The 17,348-nt window shown below is 48.1% G+C and carries 11 protein-coding genes; all 11 read left to right on the forward strand.

Features of this window, described 5'->3' with window-relative positions:
• The first annotated feature begins 36 nt into the window (after positions 1-36).
• The 11 genes from tsf (at position 37) to KI350_RS04985 (ending at position 17,343) form a co-directional block, all read left to right on the forward strand.
• Complete coding sequence (tsf, locus tag KI350_RS04935) at positions 37-918, forward strand: translation elongation factor Ts (protein WP_020451415.1); 882 nt, start codon at positions 37-39, stop codon at positions 916-918.
• 149 nt (positions 919-1,067) lie between these two features.
• Positions 1,068-1,790 (forward strand): UMP kinase, encoded by a 723-nt coding sequence (pyrH, locus tag KI350_RS04940; RefSeq protein WP_020451416.1) that lies wholly within the window; start codon positions 1,068-1,070, stop codon positions 1,788-1,790.
• A 16-nt stretch (positions 1,791-1,806) separates the two neighbouring features.
• Positions 1,807-2,349 carry a ribosome recycling factor gene (frr, locus tag KI350_RS04945; RefSeq protein WP_154495759.1) on the forward strand — a complete coding sequence of 181 codons (543 nt, stop codon included), beginning with the start codon at positions 1,807-1,809 and terminating at the stop codon, positions 2,347-2,349.
• 129 nt (positions 2,350-2,478) lie between these two features.
• Positions 2,479-3,261 (forward strand): undecaprenyl pyrophosphate synthase, encoded by a 783-nt coding sequence (locus KI350_RS04950; protein ID WP_020451418.1) that lies wholly within the window; start codon positions 2,479-2,481, stop codon positions 3,259-3,261.
• Between the two features lie 12 nt (positions 3,262-3,273).
• The gene (locus tag KI350_RS04955) at positions 3,274-4,077 is read left to right on the forward strand and encodes a phosphatidate cytidylyltransferase (protein WP_065644150.1); all 804 of its coding nucleotides are present in this window, start codon (positions 3,274-3,276) and stop codon (positions 4,075-4,077) included.
• 46 nt (positions 4,078-4,123) lie between these two features.
• Positions 4,124-5,275, forward strand: a complete 1,152-nt coding sequence (gene dxr / locus KI350_RS04960; protein WP_025811397.1) for a 1-deoxy-D-xylulose-5-phosphate reductoisomerase — start codon at positions 4,124-4,126, stop codon at positions 5,273-5,275.
• 6 nt (positions 5,276-5,281) lie between these two features.
• Complete coding sequence (gene rseP, locus KI350_RS04965) at positions 5,282-6,547, forward strand: RIP metalloprotease RseP (RefSeq protein WP_096748095.1); 1,266 nt, start codon at positions 5,282-5,284, stop codon at positions 6,545-6,547.
• 108 nt (positions 6,548-6,655) lie between these two features.
• Positions 6,656-8,374: a proline--tRNA ligase gene (locus KI350_RS04970; RefSeq protein WP_025811401.1), complete on the forward strand. Its 1,719-nt coding sequence runs from the start codon at positions 6,656-6,658 to the stop codon at positions 8,372-8,374.
• A gap of 87 nt (positions 8,375-8,461) precedes the next feature.
• Positions 8,462-12,778, forward strand: coding sequence for a PolC-type DNA polymerase III (locus KI350_RS04975; protein ID WP_020451423.1), 4,317 nt, complete (start codon positions 8,462-8,464; stop codon positions 12,776-12,778).
• 413 nt (positions 12,779-13,191) lie between these two features.
• Positions 13,192-15,153: a glycoside hydrolase family 9 protein gene (locus tag KI350_RS04980; RefSeq protein WP_212930446.1), complete on the forward strand. Its 1,962-nt coding sequence runs from the start codon at positions 13,192-13,194 to the stop codon at positions 15,151-15,153.
• A gap of 75 nt (positions 15,154-15,228) precedes the next feature.
• On the forward strand, positions 15,229-17,343 hold the full coding sequence (locus KI350_RS04985; protein WP_065644155.1) for a glycoside hydrolase family 48 protein: 2,115 nt from the start codon (positions 15,229-15,231) through the stop codon (positions 17,341-17,343).
• Positions 17,344-17,348: the final 5 nt, after the last annotated feature.

Genomic DNA, 17,348 nt, shown 5'->3' on the forward strand with positions numbered 1-17,348 from the left:
ACATATTTTGTTTGATATATAAGGAGGAAATCAAAAATGGCAATTACTGCACAAATGGTAAAAGAGCTTCGTGAAAAAACTGGCGCAGGCATGATGGACTGCAAGAAAGCGTTAACTGAAACTGACGGCAACATGGATAAAGCGATCGATCTTCTAAGAGAAAAAGGAATCGCAAAGGCTGCCAAAAAAGCTGACCGCATCGCGGCTGAAGGTTTGACTTTGATCAAAACCGACGGCAACACAGGCGTTATTCTTGAAGTGAACTCCGAAACGGACTTCGTTGCGAAAAACGAAGGCTTCAAAGAGCTTTTGAACGACCTTGCTGACCACATTCTTGCTGAAAAGCCTGAAAGCGTTGAAGCTGCTATGGCTCAAAAAATGGCTAACGGTTCAACTGTAGAAGAATACATCACAAGCGCGGTTGCTAAAATCGGAGAAAAAATCACGCTTCGCCGCTTCACTGTCCTGACAAAAGGCGATGACGCTGCATTCGGCGCATACCTGCACATGGGCGGAAAAATCGGCGTATTGACTGTCCTTAACGGCACAACTGACGAAGAAACAGCAAGAGACATCGCGATGCACGTTGCAGCTGTAAACCCTCGCTTCATTTCCCGTGACCAAGTGTCAGAAGAAGAAGCGAACCGCGAGCGCGAAATCTTGACTCAGCAGGCGCTTCAAGAAGGAAAGCCTGAAAACATCGTCGCAAAAATGGTTGAAGGCCGCCTGAACAAATACTTCGAAGAAATCTGCCTGCTTGATCAAGCATTCGTTAAAAACCCGGATGAAAAAGTGAAACAGGTCGTTGCTGCGAAAAATGCAACAGTTGAAACATTCGTCCGCTACGAAGTTGGAGAAGGTATCGAAAAACGCCAAGAAAACTTTGCTGAAGAAGTTATGAACCAAGTGAAAAAATAAGATTGAAAAGCCGCTTGCCTTAAAACACACGGCAGGATCTTTTCAAAGAAAATAGGGGACACAATTTGTGTCCCTATTTTTAAAACAGTTTACAAACCTTTTTTTCTCTTGCATAATAAATAACGGCAAGCATGCACTTGGAGGTTAATATGGAAAAACCAAAGTATAATCGTATCGTATTAAAGCTTAGCGGAGAAGCCCTTGCGGGTGAACAGGGAAACGGCATCAACCCGACAGTGATCCAGTCCATCGCCAAACAGGTGAAAGAAATCGCCGAGCTTGATGTTGAAGTGGCAGTCGTCGTCGGCGGCGGCAACCTGTGGCGCGGAAAAACGGGCAGCGATCTCGGAATGGACCGCGCAACAGCGGACTACATGGGAATGCTTGCAACGGTCATGAATTCCCTTGCGCTGCAAGACAGCCTTGAAACGCTCGGCATTCAATCAAGAGTTCAGACATCCATCGAAATGCGGCAGGTCGCTGAGCCATACATAAGAAGAAAAGCGATTCGCCATCTTGAAAAGAAGCGCGTCGTCATCTTCGCTGCCGGTACAGGCAATCCATACTTCTCAACGGATACGACAGCAGCGCTCAGAGCGGCTGAAATCGAAGCCGACGTCATCTTAATGGCTAAAAATAATGTCGACGGTGTATACAATGCCGATCCTCGAACTGACGAAACAGCCGTAAAATATGAAAAATTGTCTTATCTCGATGTGTTAAAAGACGGTTTGGCCGTCATGGATTCAACCGCCTCTTCACTTTGTATGGATAACGACATCCCGCTGATCGTCTTTTCTATTATGGAAGAAGGAAATATTAAAAAAGCCGTTTTAGGCGAACAAATCGGTACAATCGTAAGGGGGAAATAACGTGTCAACTCAAGTGATGAATGAAACAAAAGAACGGATGGAAAAAGCGATAGGCGCTTATCAGCGCGAATTGGCGACTGTACGTGCAGGACGTGCAAATCCGTCTTTACTGGACAAAGTGACAGTTGAATACTACGGAGCGCAGACGCCTTTAAACCAGATCGCGTCCATTACGGTTCCGGAAGCGCGCATGCTTCTCATCACACCGTATGACAAAACAGCGCTCGGCGATATTGAAAAAGCGATTCAAAAAGCCGACCTCGGCATAACTCCATCAAACGACGGCAACATCATCCGGATCACGATCCCTCCTCTAACTGAGGAGCGCAGAAAAGAGCTTGCCAAGCTCGTGAAAAAATATTCGGAAGATGCTAAAGTCGCGGTTCGCAACATCCGCCGCGATGCCAATGACGATCTGAAAAAACTAGAGAAAAATGGTGAAATGACTGAGGATGAATTGCGCTCTTCAACGGAAGACGTACAAAAGCTGACAGATGAATATGTGTCAAAAATTGATGAGATCACAAAAGATAAAGAGAAAGAAATCATGGAAGTTTAATGAAAAACTCTGTACAATAGATAATAGTGAAAAGACCCTCTCATGTTTACAGGGGGTTTTTTTGTTAATACTGTTGTTATCTAGAACGATATAACAGGAAAGCAACCTTTTGGGTGATGGAGGACTCTCATGCTCAATATACTCAAAAATTGGAAGAATCAGCATTCAGCTGCTTCCAACATGGAATGTTACACAAAAGAAAATATTTTAAAAGGAGAAATTCCTGAACATATCGCCATTATTATGGACGGAAACGGCCGTTGGGCAAAGAAACGGGCGATGCCCCGCATCGCGGGTCATCACGAAGGCATGAAGGTGGTCAGACAGACGACAAAGCTTGCCAATGAGCTCGGTGTCAAAGCGTTGACGCTGTATGCCTTTTCGACGGAAAATTGGAAGCGTCCTAAGTTTGAGGTTGACTTTCTGATGAAGCTGCCTGAAGAGTTCCTGGGAACGTATCTCCCGGAACTGGTCGAAGAAAATGTCCGGGTCCGCTTGACAGGCGATAGGGAAGGACTGCCGCCCCACACGATCCGCGCGGTTGAAAAAGCCATCCGTGATACGGAGAACAATGACGGACTTATTCTTAATTTTGCATTGAATTACGGGGGACGTGCAGAAATCGTCAGAGCCGCAAAGAGAATCGCCGAAGAAGCGAAAAAAGGCACATTGAATACCGAGGAAATCGACGAAAAGCTATTTTCCGATTATTTAATGACAGAAGCTTTGCAGGACCCTGATTTGCTGATTCGCACAAGCGGCGAGATCAGGCTGAGCAACTTCATGCTTTGGCAGCTTGCCTACAGCGAATTTTTATTTACCGATGTATTGTGGCCTGATTTTAAAGACGTTCACTTGCTTCAGGCTATCGGAGAATATCAGCGTCGCGGGAGAAGGTTTGGCGGAATTTAGAGGATGGTGCAGATGAAACAGAGAATATTGACGGGTGTGATCGCGGCAGCGGTTTTTCTGCCGCTCGTGATTTTCGGCAAGCTGCCGTTCACCCTGCTAGTTTATGCAATAGGTATACTCGCTCTATATGAACTTTTAAGAATGAAAGGCCTGAAGCTCATCAGCGCTCCGGGTATCATCAGCCTGCTGCTTTTGGCGGTTTTGCTGTATCCAAGCCAGTATGCGGAAGACGCGGGGCTGGGCATAACCAAAGGGGAGGTCGTCTTTTTGGCCGTCCTTTTGCTTTTGGCATACACGGTGCTCAGCAAAAACTCGTTTACTTTTGACGAAGCGGCATTCGTGGCGCTGGCAGCCGTTTATATCGGATTCGGGTTTTATTACTTTATAGAAATCAGAAACATCGGACTCAGCTATGTCTTTTTTGCAATCGGCGTCGTCTGGTCAACGGATTCCGGCGCTTATTTTATCGGAAAGGCGTTTGGAAAGCGGAAGCTCTGGCCTGAAATCAGCCCTAACAAAACGGTTGAAGGCTTTTGGGGCGGAATTTTGACAGCGGTCGTTTTTTCCGCGATTTATCAGGCTGCCACAGGTTTTCCGCACGCTTATCTGTTTGTGCTGATCATTACCGTGCTTTTATCAATCGTCGGTCAGATCGGCGATTTGGCCGAGTCTGCGTTCAAAAGGCGCTACAAAGTGAAAGACTCGGGCCGGATCCTTCCGGGACACGGCGGAATGCTGGACCGCTTTGACAGCTTTTTATTTGTCATGCCGGTTCTATACTTCCTGCTTGTTCTTTTTCAGCCGTTCGGGCTATGATAGAAAAGGGTACTGATAGCTAGAAAGAAACAGAGGTGCGGCAATTTTGAAGAACATATGTCTACTGGGGGCGACAGGCTCCATAGGAGAACAGACGCTTGATGTGATCAAAGCGCATGACGATAAGTTTCAGCTGACCGCCATGTCTTTCGGTAAAAACGCCGAAAAAGCGGCAGAAATCATTGAAACATTTAAACCGAAGTATGTATCCGTAGGGGATGAGCATACATATGAAGCATTAAAACAGCATTCTTTTTCTTACACCTTTAAAACAGGGATCGGGGAGGAATCTTTAATCGAAGCGGCCGTTAGTCCGGAAGCGGATGTCGTCGTCAATGCTCTCGTCGGCAGCGTCGGTCTTCTGCCGACTTTAAAGGCGATGGAGCATAAAAAAACAGTCGCGCTTGCAAATAAGGAAACTCTCGTGACAGCCGGTCATATAGTGAAAGAACACGCCCAAACATACGATGTCCCGCTCTTGCCAGTCGACAGCGAGCATTCTGCGATTTTCCAGGCGCTCCAGGGGGAAAATCCGAAGCATATTAAACGGCTGATCGTCACGGCTTCAGGCGGCAGCTTCAGGGACAGAACAAGACAGGAACTTGAAGGCGTCACAGTGGAAGAAGCTCTCAATCATCCAAATTGGTCGATGGGTGCAAAAATTACGATCGATTCGGCTACAATGATGAATAAAGGGCTCGAGGTCATTGAAGCGCACTGGCTGTTTGATCTGCCTTATGACCGGATCGATGTCCTCCTTCACAAAGAAAGCATCATTCATTCAATGGTGGAATTCCACGACCGAAGCGTCATCGCCCAGCTTGGCACACCTGATATGAGAGTGCCGATTCAATACGCGCTCAGCTATCCGGAACGCCTGCCGTTTGATGAAGCCAAATCACTCGAACTCTGGGAAGTCGGACAGCTGAATTTTGCCCAAGCTGATTTTGAAAGGTTCCGCTGCTTACAATTCGCTTATGAATCAGGTAAAATAGGCGGTACAATGCCGACTGTTTTAAACGCGGCCAACGAGGAAGCCGTTGCGGCATTTCTTTCAGGCAGGATTTCCTTTCTCAGGATTGAAGACATCATTGAAAAAGCTTTGGAACGCCATCAGGTGATCGCAAAGCCGAGCCTTCAAGAGATCCGTGAAGTGGACAAAGACGCCAGAAAGTTTGTCCAAACATTACTCACATAAGGTGGTATGTTCGTGAATACTGTGATCGCGTTTATTCTTATTTTTGGAACGCTCGTATTTTTCCATGAGCTTGGTCATCTCATCCTTGCTCAAAGAGCCGGAATACTGTGCCGGGAGTTTGCTATCGGCTTCGGTCCGAAAATCTTTTCGTTTAAGAAAAATGAGACCGTTTATACGATCAGGCTTCTTCCGATCGGCGGCTTTGTCAGAATGGCCGGCGAAGATCCTGAGATGATTGAAGTGAAGCCCGGTTATACGGTCGGGCTGTTGTTCGACAGTGAAAACAAAGTCGAAAAGATCATTATCAACCAAAAAGAAAAGTATCCTGACGCATTGGTCATCGAAGTGGAGCAGGCTGACCTGGAGCATCAGATGAGGATTACGGGCTATGAGCACGGCAATGAAGATCATCTCTCATCCTTTTCTGTCAGTGAAACGTCCTTTTTCATCGTAGACGGGGAAGAAGTCCAGATCGCTCCTTACAACCGCCAATTCCATTCAAAAACGGTTTGGCAGCGTATAAAGGCGATTGCGGCCGGCCCGATCATGAACTTTATTTTGGCTTATGTCATTCTCGTAATGCTCGGCCTGATGCAGGGAGTGCCGTCTGACGAGCCGGTGCTCGGCAAGTTGATAGACAACGGACGGGCGGCGGAAGCGGGACTCCAGGAAGGAGACCGCATTCAAACGATCAACGGGGAGAACATGAGATCGTGGACGGATATTGTCAACACGGTCAAGGAACACCCTGAAAAAGAACTGAAAATCGTGGTGATGCGCGACAACGTCAAGGTGACGAAATACGTAACACCTGAAGCAGTCAAGGCAGGGGACGAAACCGTCGGCAGATTCGGCGCTTACAACCCGATGAAAACAGGAATCCTGACATCAATTTCCTACGGTGCGACCGAAACGGCGACAGTAGCGCAGAGCATCGTGACCAATCTCGGAAAGCTCGTCACGGGACAATTCTCAATCGACATGCTGGCAGGTCCTGTCGGCATTTATGACATGACAGACCAAGTGGCCAAGACAGGCATTATCAATCTGCTGAAGCTGGCCGCATTTTTAAGCATTAACCTCGGGATCGTCAACCTTCTGCCAATCCCTGCGCTGGACGGCGGCAGACTGTTGTTCCTGTTTATTGAAGCGATCCGCGGAAAGCCGATCAACCGAGAAAAAGAAGCGTTTGTCGTCTTTGTCGGCGTCGCATTTTTGATGCTCTTAATGCTTGTCGTCACATGGAACGATATCCAGCGCTTATTTCTGTAAAACCAATTGCCTTTTTTAAGTGCAGCCAAGCCTTTTAAAAGGCTCTTTTTTAGGGACGCCGTTCCCGACTCAAAAAGTAACCAACTGAAACAAATGAGGTGCGAACGAATGAGACAGAGCAGGACTTTAATTCCTACGCTCCGCGAAGTACCGACTGATGCTGAAGCAAAAAGCCATCAGCTTCTTCTCAGAGCGGGGTTTATCAGACAAAACACAAGCGGTGTATACAGCTATATGCCTCTTGCCAATAAAGTCATTCATAAAATCCAGAGCATTGTCCGCCAAGAAATGGAGAAAATCAATGCCGTCGAAATGCTGATGCCTGCGCTCCAGCAGGCGGAAACTTGGCAGGAATCGGGAAGATGGTACACGTACGGTCCTGAGCTCATGAGGCTGAAAGACCGCCACGGCCGCGAATTTGCCCTTGGCGCGACACACGAAGAGGTCATCACAAGCATCGTCAGAGATGAAGTGAAATCGTACAAGCGCCTTCCGCTGACCCTTTACCAGATCCAATCGAAATTCCGCGATGAAAAGCGCCCGCGCTTCGGTCTGTTGAGAGGCCGGGAATTCATCATGAAGGATGCGTATTCCTTCCATTCTTCCGCCGAAAGCCTTGATGAAACGTACAATGATATGTACCAGGCGTATACGAATGTGTTTACGCGCTGCGGCTTGAATTTCAGACCGGTCATTGCAGATTCAGGCGCGATGGGCGGAAAGGATACCCATGAATTTATGGCATTGTCCGATGTCGGTGAAGATACAATTGCGTATTCTGATCAGTCTTCATACGCTGCCAACATCGAAATGGCTGAAGTGAAGGAAGCCGGTGCTGGCGAGAAGGCTGAAATGAAAGAGCTCCAGGAAGTCCACACACCTTCGGTCAAAACGATCGAAGAAGTTGCCGCATTTCTTGGCATATCCCCGTCAGACTGCGTGAAATCAATGCTCATGAAAGCAGACGGACGTTTTGTCCTCGTGTTGACGAGAGGGGATCATGAAGTCAACGATATTAAGGTGAAGAATCTGCTCCAAGCAGAAACGATCGAATTCGCGAGCGCCGAAGAGGTTGCTGAGATAACAGGTACTGAGCCTGGCTTTGTCGGACCGGTGGGGCTTGACAGCGAAATCGAAATCTTTGCAGACTTTGCTGTGAAGGCGATGGCAAACGCAGCAGCAGGAGCGAATAAAACAGATTACCATTATCAAAACGTGAATATCAGCCGGGATGTGCACAATGTGACATTCGCCGATCTCCGCTTGATCCAGGAAGGAGACCCTTCACCGGATGGAAACGGAACGATCCGTTTTGCAAAAGGAATCGAAGTCGGACAAGTTTTTAAACTCGGCACCCGCTATTCTGAAGCGATGGACGCAACATACCTTGACGAAAACGGACGCGCTCAGCCGATGCTGATGGGCTGCTATGGAATCGGGATTTCCCGGACACTTTCGGCCATCGTTGAGCAGCATCATGACGATAAAGGCTTGATCTGGCCGCTGGAAGTGACGCCGTATGACCTGCACATCCTCGCGCTTAACATGAAAAATGACGCGCAGGTTCAGCTTGCCGAAAAGCTGTATGAAGATTTTAAAGCGAACGGCTATGACGTATTGTTTGATGACCGTGCTGAACGGGCCGGCGTTAAATTTGCAGATTCCGATTTGATCGGTCTGCCGATCCGCATCACGGTCGGAAAAAGAGCTGATGAAGGCGTTGTCGAAGTGAAGATCCGCAAAACCGGAGAATCATTTGAAGTCGCCGCTGAAGAGCTTTTGGACTTTATCGAAAAACAAGTCAAGAGCTTATCTTCTCACTCTTAAAGATGTTAAACTAGAGTAAAGGAAGGTACCTCGGGAATCGTCCCAAGGTACCTTCAATTATGATTTTCTTTTAGGGAGGAATCTGTCTTGGAAGACCAGCTTTCTGTCAACAGAAGACAGTTTCAAATTCTTCTGCAGCAGCTGAATGTAACGGAAGATACGATGATCCGTCACCTTGAAGGCGGACAAATCATAAAGCTGACCGTTCATAAAAACAAGAAGACATGGCACTTTCACTTTAAATTGAAAAATGTCCTGCCTTATCAAATCTTCGAACGGTTTCACACCCAGCTGACCCGCACCTTTTCCCATATCGCTCAGGTCACCTGTTCCATCGAGGCGGAAAACCCTTCGATTGACGAGCAGCTTGTTCAGGATTACTGGACGCGCTGCATCCAGGAACTCGATGGTATTTCCCCGCCGATTTTGACGCTTTTGAACGACCAAAAGCCCAAGCTTACGGGGAACAAAATCCTGCTTAAAACGAAAACAGATACAGAAGCATCCGCTTTAAAAAAGAAATACAGCTCGCTCATCCAGTCAAGCTACTGCACATTCGGTTTTCCTGAGCTCCAGCTCGACACAGAAATCTTTGTGTCAGATCAAGAGATTCAGAAATTCAGAGAGCAAAAAATGGCCGAAGATCAAGAGAGAGCCCTTCAGGCTTTAATCGAAATGGAAAAGCAGGATAAGGAAGCCCAAGACGATGAAGCGCCGTCAGGCCCTCTTCAGATCGGCTACCAGATTAAAGACTCTGAAGAGATCAGAACGCTTGACAGCATCATGGATGAAGAGCGGAGAATTACGGTGCAAGGCTATGTATTCGACGCTGAAACAAGAGAGCTGAAAAGCGGCAGAACGCTTTGTATCTTTAAGATAACCGACTATACAAACAGCATTCTCGTCAAAATGTTCGCACGTGAAAAAGAGGACGCTGTTTTGATGAAGTCCCTGAAAAAAGGGATGTGGGTAAAGGCTAGAGGAAGCATACAAAACGATACATTCGTCCGCGATTTGGTGATGATCGCCAACGATGTCAATGAAATCAAAGGGAAAACCCGTGAGGATACAGCACCGGAGGACGAAAAACGTGTCGAGCTCCACCTCCATTCACCGATGAGCCAGATGGATGCCGTATCAAGTATCGGCAAGCTTGTCGAACAGGCGAAAAAATGGGGGCATCCGGCTATCGCGCTCACTGATCACGCTGTTGTCCAATCGTTTCCTGATGCATTCGCGGCGAGCAAAAAGCATGGCGTGAAAATGATCTACGGACTTGAAGCCAACCTCGTCGACGACGGCGTGCCGATTGCCTACAATCCGGTGCACCGCCTGCTTGAAGAGGAGACATATGTCGTGTTCGACGTCGAGACGACGGGGCTGTCGGCCGTCTATGATACGATCATCGAGCTGGCCGCCGTAAAAGTAAAAGGCGGGGAGATTATCGAACGCTTTGAAAGGTTTGCAAACCCGCATCGCCCTTTATCGGCTACGATCATCGAGCTGACTGGGATTACCGATGATATGCTGAAAGATGCGCCTGAAGCCGAAGAGGTCATCCGAGATTTTAAAGAATGGGTCGGAGATCACACGCTTGTCGCTCACAATGCAAGCTTTGACATCGGCTTCATCAATGTCGCCTACAAGCGTCTGCTGAATTCGGAGAAAGTGCAGAACCCGGTCATTGACACACTTGAGCTGGGCCGTTTTCTTTATCCGGAATTCAAAAACCACAGGCTGAATACGCTTTGTAAAAAGTTTGACATCGAGCTCACCCAGCACCACAGGGCGATTTATGATACCGAAGCGACGGGCTATCTCCTTGTGAAAATGCTGAAAGACGCGGCCGAAAAAAATATCATGTACCACGATCAGCTGAATGAAAATATGGGGCAGTCCAATGCCTATCAGCGTTCAAGGCCATATCACGCGACCCTTTTGGCAGTCAATGAGACAGGTTTGAAAAACCTTTTCAAACTCGTGTCGCTTTCACATATCCATTATTTTTACAGGGTGCCGAGGATCCCGAGGTCACAGCTTGAAAAGTACAGAGAAGGCCTTTTAATCGGTTCGGCATGCGACAAAGGCGAAGTATTCGAAGGCATGATGCAGAAATCGCCGGAAGAGGTCGAAGACATCGCTTCATTTTATGACTATCTTGAAGTCATGCCGCCTGAAGTTTACCGGCACCTGCTCCAGCTTGAACTCGTCAGGGATGAAAAAGCGTTAAAAGAAATCATCGCCAACATCACAAAGCTCGGCGAGAAACTGAATATTCCAGTAGTAGCAACAGGGAATGTTCATTACCTGAACCCTGAGGATAAAATTTACCGGAAGATTCTGGTTTCCTCACAAGGCGGCGCAAATCCGCTCAACAGGCACGAACTGCCGAACGTTCATTTCCGTTCGACGGATGAAATGCTTGAGGCCTTTTCATTTTTGGGTGAGGAAAAAGCGAAAGAAATCGTCGTCAAGAACACCCGTTTGATCAGCGAGCGAATCGAAGAAATCAAGCCGATCAAAGACGATCTTTACACACCGAAGATCGAAGGCGCAGATGACGAAATCCGCCGCATGAGCTATGAGAAAGCAAAAAGCATTTACGGCGACGACCTTCCGGAAATCGTCGAAAAGCGGATCGAAAAAGAGCTGAAAAGCATTATCGGCCATGGATTCGCCGTCATCTATCTGATCTCTCATAAGCTTGTAAAACGCTCCCTTGATGACGGCTATCTTGTCGGTTCAAGGGGATCGGTCGGTTCTTCCCTTGTCGCAACATTGACGGAAATTACCGAGGTCAACCCGCTGCCGCCGCATTACGTCTGTCCGGATTGCCGCCATTCCGAGTTTTTCAACGATGGATCGGTCGGTTCGGGATTTGATTTGCCTGACAAAGACTGTCCGAAGTGTGGAGCGGCCTACAGAAAAGACGGCCACGACATACCGTTCGAGACGTTTCTGGGGTTTAAAGGGGACAAGGTTCCTGATATCGACTTGAACTTCTCGGGCGAATATCAGCCGCACGCCCACAACTATACGAAAGTCCTGTTCGGAGAGGATAACGTCTACCGTGCGGGAACGATCGGCACAGTCGCCGAAAAAACGGCTTACGGGTATGTCAAAGGGTATGCTAACGACAACAATTTGCATATGCGCGGGGCGGAAATCGACCGCCTTGTCCAAGGCTGTACAGGCGTCAAGCGGACGACAGGGCAGCACCCGGGCGGAATCATCGTTGTGCCTGATTACATGGATATTTACGACTTTTCACCAATCCAGTTTCCGGCGGATGCCACCGATTCCGAATGGAAGACGACGCACTTTGACTTTCATTCCATCCACGACAACTTGCTGAAGCTGGATATTCTCGGACACGATGATCCGACGGTCATCCGTATGCTCCAGGATCTGAGCGGGATTGATCCGAAGACGATTCCGACCGATGATCCCGAAGTGATGAAAATTTTCCAAGGGACAGAATCTTTAGGGGTAACCGAAGAGCAGATCGGCTGTAAAACCGGAACGCTTGGCATCCCTGAATTTGGAACCCGCTTTGTCAGACAGATGCTCGAAGACACCAAGCCGACGACATTTTCCGAGCTCGTTCAGATTTCCGGCCTGTCACACGGTACGGACGTATGGCTCGGCAACGCGCAGGAGCTGATTCACAATAATATTTGTGAACTGAGCGAAGTGATCGGCTGTCGTGATGATATTATGGTGTACTTAATCTACCAGGGGCTTGAGCCATCCCTCGCCTTTAAGATTATGGAATTTGTCCGTAAAGGTAAGGGACTGACACCTGAATGGGAAGAAGAAATGAAGAATAATAATGTTCCGGACTGGTATATCGACTCGTGTAAAAAAATCAAATACATGTTCCCGAAAGCCCACGCTGCGGCATATGTTTTGATGGCGGTCAGAATCGCTTATTTTAAAGTCCATCATCCGCTGCTCTACTACGCAGCATACTTTACGGTGCGGGCCGATGACTTTGATATCGAAACGATGATCAAAGGGTCGACAGCGATTAAAGCCGTCATGGATGACATCAACTCTAAAGGCCTTGACGCTTCTCCGAAAGAGAAAAGTTTGCTCACGGTGCTTGAGCTGGCGCTTGAAATGTGCGAAAGGGGCTTCTCTTTCCAAAAAGTCGACTTATACAGATCGAGCGCTTCCGAATTCATCATTGACGGAAACAGCTTGATTCCGCCGTTTAATTCAATACCGGGGCTTGGAACAAACGCCGCTTTGAATATTGTCAAAGCAAGGGAAGAAGGCGAATTTCTTTCCAAAGAAGATTTGCAAAAAAGAGGCAAGGTGTCAAAAACGATCATGGAATACTTGGAGCGCCACGGCTGTCTCGAGTCGCTCCCAGATCAGAACCAGCTGTCTTTATTTTAAAGGCTGCCGACTTATTCGGCAGTCTCTTTTTTTGTTGCTAATCCAGCGCGTGCTTCAAAGATTCAGAGGCGCGAATATTGCGGCCTCAAAGTTTGTTAGATTGATTGACAATAAAAATGCATTAATGTTAATATTTTCAAAATGATATCATTCAATAAAGAAGTCCGCTTTTTTCAGTGAACAGAAGTTAGTTTCTTGATTAAACAAACAAAGTTCCTCGTTCCCCCCGCAAACACTGATCCTGCATGTTGAACCAAAATAGGCGAATCTGCAGCACATCTTCAAATTTCAAAAATTCAATCAGTCTCTTCTCCGCTTACCGAAAGACACCATTTGTCCGTCACTAAAGGAGGTGAGTGTCATGTAAACATCGGCTGTTTTGAAGGAAAACAAAATGAGGAAGAAGGAGTCCGTTGAAAGAGAAAGCTTTTTGGAAAATGAAAGCGTTTTTCTTTGTTTTACTGCTTACGTTTGCGATGTTGTTCATGCCGGTTTCCGGCAAGGCGGACATTGCATCTGCGAAAGAGAGCCAAAATTATGCGGAATTGCTGCAAAAATCAATTCTTTTCTATGAGGCGCAGCGCTCCGGAAAGCTTCCGGAAAGCAGCCGTCTGAATTGGAGAGGGGACTCTGCTCTTGAGGATGGAAAAGATGTCGGCCATGATTTGACAGGCGGATGGTATGATGCCGGAGATCACGTGAAGTTCGGCCTTCCAATGGCTTATTCTGCGGCCGTTCTGTCGTGGTCCGTCTATGAGTACCGCGATGCCTATGAAGCGGCAGGACAGCTTGATGCGATATTAGACAATATCAGATGGGCGACAGACTATTTTATTAAAGCGCATACAGATCGTTATGAGTTTTGGGGCCAAGTCGGCCATGGGGCCCAAGATCACGCCTGGTGGGGCCCGGCCGAAGTGATGCCTATGAAGCGGCCGGCCTATAAGATAGATGCAGCCTGTCCCGGGTCAGACCTTGCCGGCGGTACAGCAGCAGCCCTAGCTTCTGCATCAATCATCTTCAAGCCGACAGATGCTTCTTATTCAAATAAACTATTGGCCCATGCCAAGGAATTGTATGATTTTGCCGACCGCTACCGCGGCAAATATTCAGACTGCATTACAGACGCGCAGCAATATTATCATTCGTGGAGCGGATATAAAGATGAACTGACATGGGGAGCTGTCTGGCTCTACTTGGCAACCGGCGATCAAAAATATTTGGATAAAGCGCTTGCTTCGGTCTCAGATTGGGGCGATCCCGCAAGCTGGCCTTACCGCTGGACGCTTTCCTGGGATGACGTCACTTACGGAGCACAGCTGCTGCTCGCTCGTCTGACGAACGAATCCCGATTTACCGCATCTGTCGAACGCAATCTTGATTATTGGTCGACAGGCTACAATCATAATGGAAGCACAGAGCGTATCACTTATACACCAGGCGGGCTGGCGTGGCTTGAGCAGTGGGGATCGCTGCGCTACACTTCAAACGCCGCTTTTCTCGCTTTTGTTTATTCAGATTGGGTAAAAGATGCCGGCAAAGCAAAAAGATATCGGGATTTTGCGGTTCAGCAAATGAACTATATGCTTGGGGATAATCCGCAACAGCGCAGCTTTATCGTCGGGTACGGAACAAACCCGCCGAAGCACCCGCATCACCGCACCGCACACGGTTCATGGGCCGATCATATGAATGTGCCTGAAAACCACCGCCATACCCTTTACGGCGCGTTAGTAGGCGGACCGGGAAGAGATGACTCGTACCGGGACGAAACAAATGATTATGTGTCAAACGAAGTTGCGATCGATTACAATGCGGCTTTCACGGGCAATGCAGCGAAAATGTTTCAACTGTATGGTGCCGGACAATCACCGCTGCCTCATTTTCCCGAAAAGGAAACACCAGAAGATGAATTTTTTGCAGAGGCATCCATAAACAGCTCGGGAAACAACTACTCAGAAATCAGAGTGCAGCTTAATAACCGATCAGGATGGCCGGCAAAGAAAACCGATAAGCTGTCGTTCCGCTATTACGTGGACCTGACTGAAGCGGTGAATGCCGGATTTTCTTCGGAAGATATAAAGGTATCAACCGGATACAACGAAGGAGCGTCGGTGTCCCAGCTGAAGCCATATCACAGCGGCGAACACATTTACTATACGGAAGTCAGCTTCAGCGGGGTTATGATATACCCCGGCGGTCAATCCGCCCATAAGAAAGAAGTTCAGTTCCGCCTAGCGGCTCCGGCGGGGACGTCTTTTTGGAATCCGGAAAATGACCACTCTTACCGGGGGCTGTCACACACGCTGGCAAAAACCCGGTATATGCCGGTATATGATGAAGGCCGGCTTGTTTTTGGAAATGAGCCCGGCTAAAAAACGCCCGGATTCAATCCCCGGCAGTCCCATCATATGAAACGAAAGCTTGAAGCTTCAAAAGGAGGACGCATCATGGACAATAAAACACGCTTTATGCAATTGTATGAGCAAATTAAAAATCCGCAAAACGGCTATTTTTCGCCGGAAGGCATTCCTTATCACTCAGTTGAAACGCTCATATGTGAAGCGCCTGATTACGGCCATATGACAACATCTGAAGCATACAGTTATTGGCTGTGGCTTGAAGCGATGTACGGCCGATACACACAGGACTGGTCAAAGCTAGAAGCCGCCTGGGACAATATGGAGAAATATATCATCCCGGTCAATGAAGGCGATGGAAACGAAGAACAGCCGACGATGAACTACTATAACCCCTCAAGCCCTGCCACATATGCCGCCGAACACCGCTACCCAGATCTTTATCCTTCGGCTCTCACCGGACAATATCCGGCCGGAAACGATCCGCTTGACAGTGAACTTAGATCCACATACGGAAGCAATGAAACGTATTTAATGCACTGGCTGCTTGATGTCGATAACTGGTATGGATTCGGGAACCTGTTGAACCCATCACACACCGCCGTTTATGTGAACACTTATCAGCGCGGTGAACAGGAGTCTGTTTGGGAAACGGTTCCGCACCCCTCTCAGGATAATCAGACGTTTGGAAAACCGAATGAAGGATTTATGAGTCTGTTTACTAAAGAAAATCAGGCTCCTGCCCCGCAATGGCGCTACACTAATGCGACCGACGCCGATGCGCGCGCCGTTCAGGCGATGTACTGGGCAAGGCAATGGGGCTACAGCAATACGAAGTATTTAGAAAAAGCTAAAAAAATGGGGGACTTTCTCCGTTACGGCATGTATGACAAATACTTTCAAGAGATTGGAAGCGCTGCTGACGGCTCGCCTTCCCGCGGAACTGGAAAAAATGCCTGTCATTATTTAATGGCATGGTACACCGCTTGGGGAGGCGGATTGGGACAGTATGCCAACTGGGCGTGGCGGATCGGCGCGAGTCATGTGCACCAAGGTTATCAAAACCCTGTCGCTTCTTATGCACTGTCAACGGCTGAAGGCGGATTGGTTCCAAATTCATCCACGGCGCGCATCGATTGGGAAAAGGCGCTGAAAAGGCAGCTGGAACTTTACACATGGCTGCTTTCTTCAGAAGGAGCTGTTGCCGGCGGCGCCACGAACAGCTGGAACGGCAGCTACAGCGCATATCCGCAAAATGTCAGCACATTTTACGGAATGGCATACACAGAAGCGCCTGTATATCACGATCCGCCTTCTAACAATTGGTTCGGGATGCAAGTCTGGCCGCTGGAAAGGGTGGCGGAACTGTATTATATTTTCGCAGAGAAAGGTGACAAATCGTCTGAAAACTTCCGAATGGCAAAGCATGTGATTGAAAAATGGATCGCGTACTCGCTTGATTATGTGTTTGTGGGCGAACGGCCTGTTACTGATGAAGAAGGCTATTATTTAAATGAAGCGGGAGAACGCGTCCTTGGCGGCCAAAACCCGCAGATCGCCGTACAATCCGATCCAGGCGAGTTTTGGATTCCGGCAAACCTTGAATGGAGCGGCCAGCCTGATCCGTGGAAGGGATTTGATTCATTTACCGGAAATCCGGGACTGCATGTCACGACGAAGAATCCTTCTCAAGATGTCGGCGTTCTCGGCAGCTATATTAAAACGCTTGTCTTCTTTGCAGCCGGAACAAAAGCCGAAACCGGCGGCTTTACCGCTCTTGGAAACAAGGCCAAAAACGTGGCAAAAGAACTGCTTGATGCAGCATGGAATAAAAATGACGGAATCGGTATCGCAGCAGAGGAAGAACATGAAGATTATATCCGCTACTTTACGAAGGAAGTCTATTTTCCGAATGGCTGGAGCGGCAGAAACGGGCAGGGCAACACCATTCCTGGTTCCAACACTGTGCCGTCTGATCCGGCAAAGGGCGGTAACGGCGTCTATATCAGTCATGCCGACCTCCGTCCGAAGATTAAAAACGATCCGATGTGGCCTTATTTGGAAAATAAATATCAGACCTCGTGGAATCCGAATACAGGCAAATGGGAAAACGGTCTGCCGACTTTTGTGTATCACCGTTTCTGGTCTCAGGTCGATATGGCGACAGCTTATGCAGAGTATGACCGTTTAATCGGAAATGCATAACAATC

The sequence above is a fragment of the Bacillus sp. J41TS8 genome (assembly GCF_018333035.1).
GTDB lineage: Bacteria > Bacillota > Bacilli > Bacillales > Bacillaceae > Bacillus > Bacillus paralicheniformis.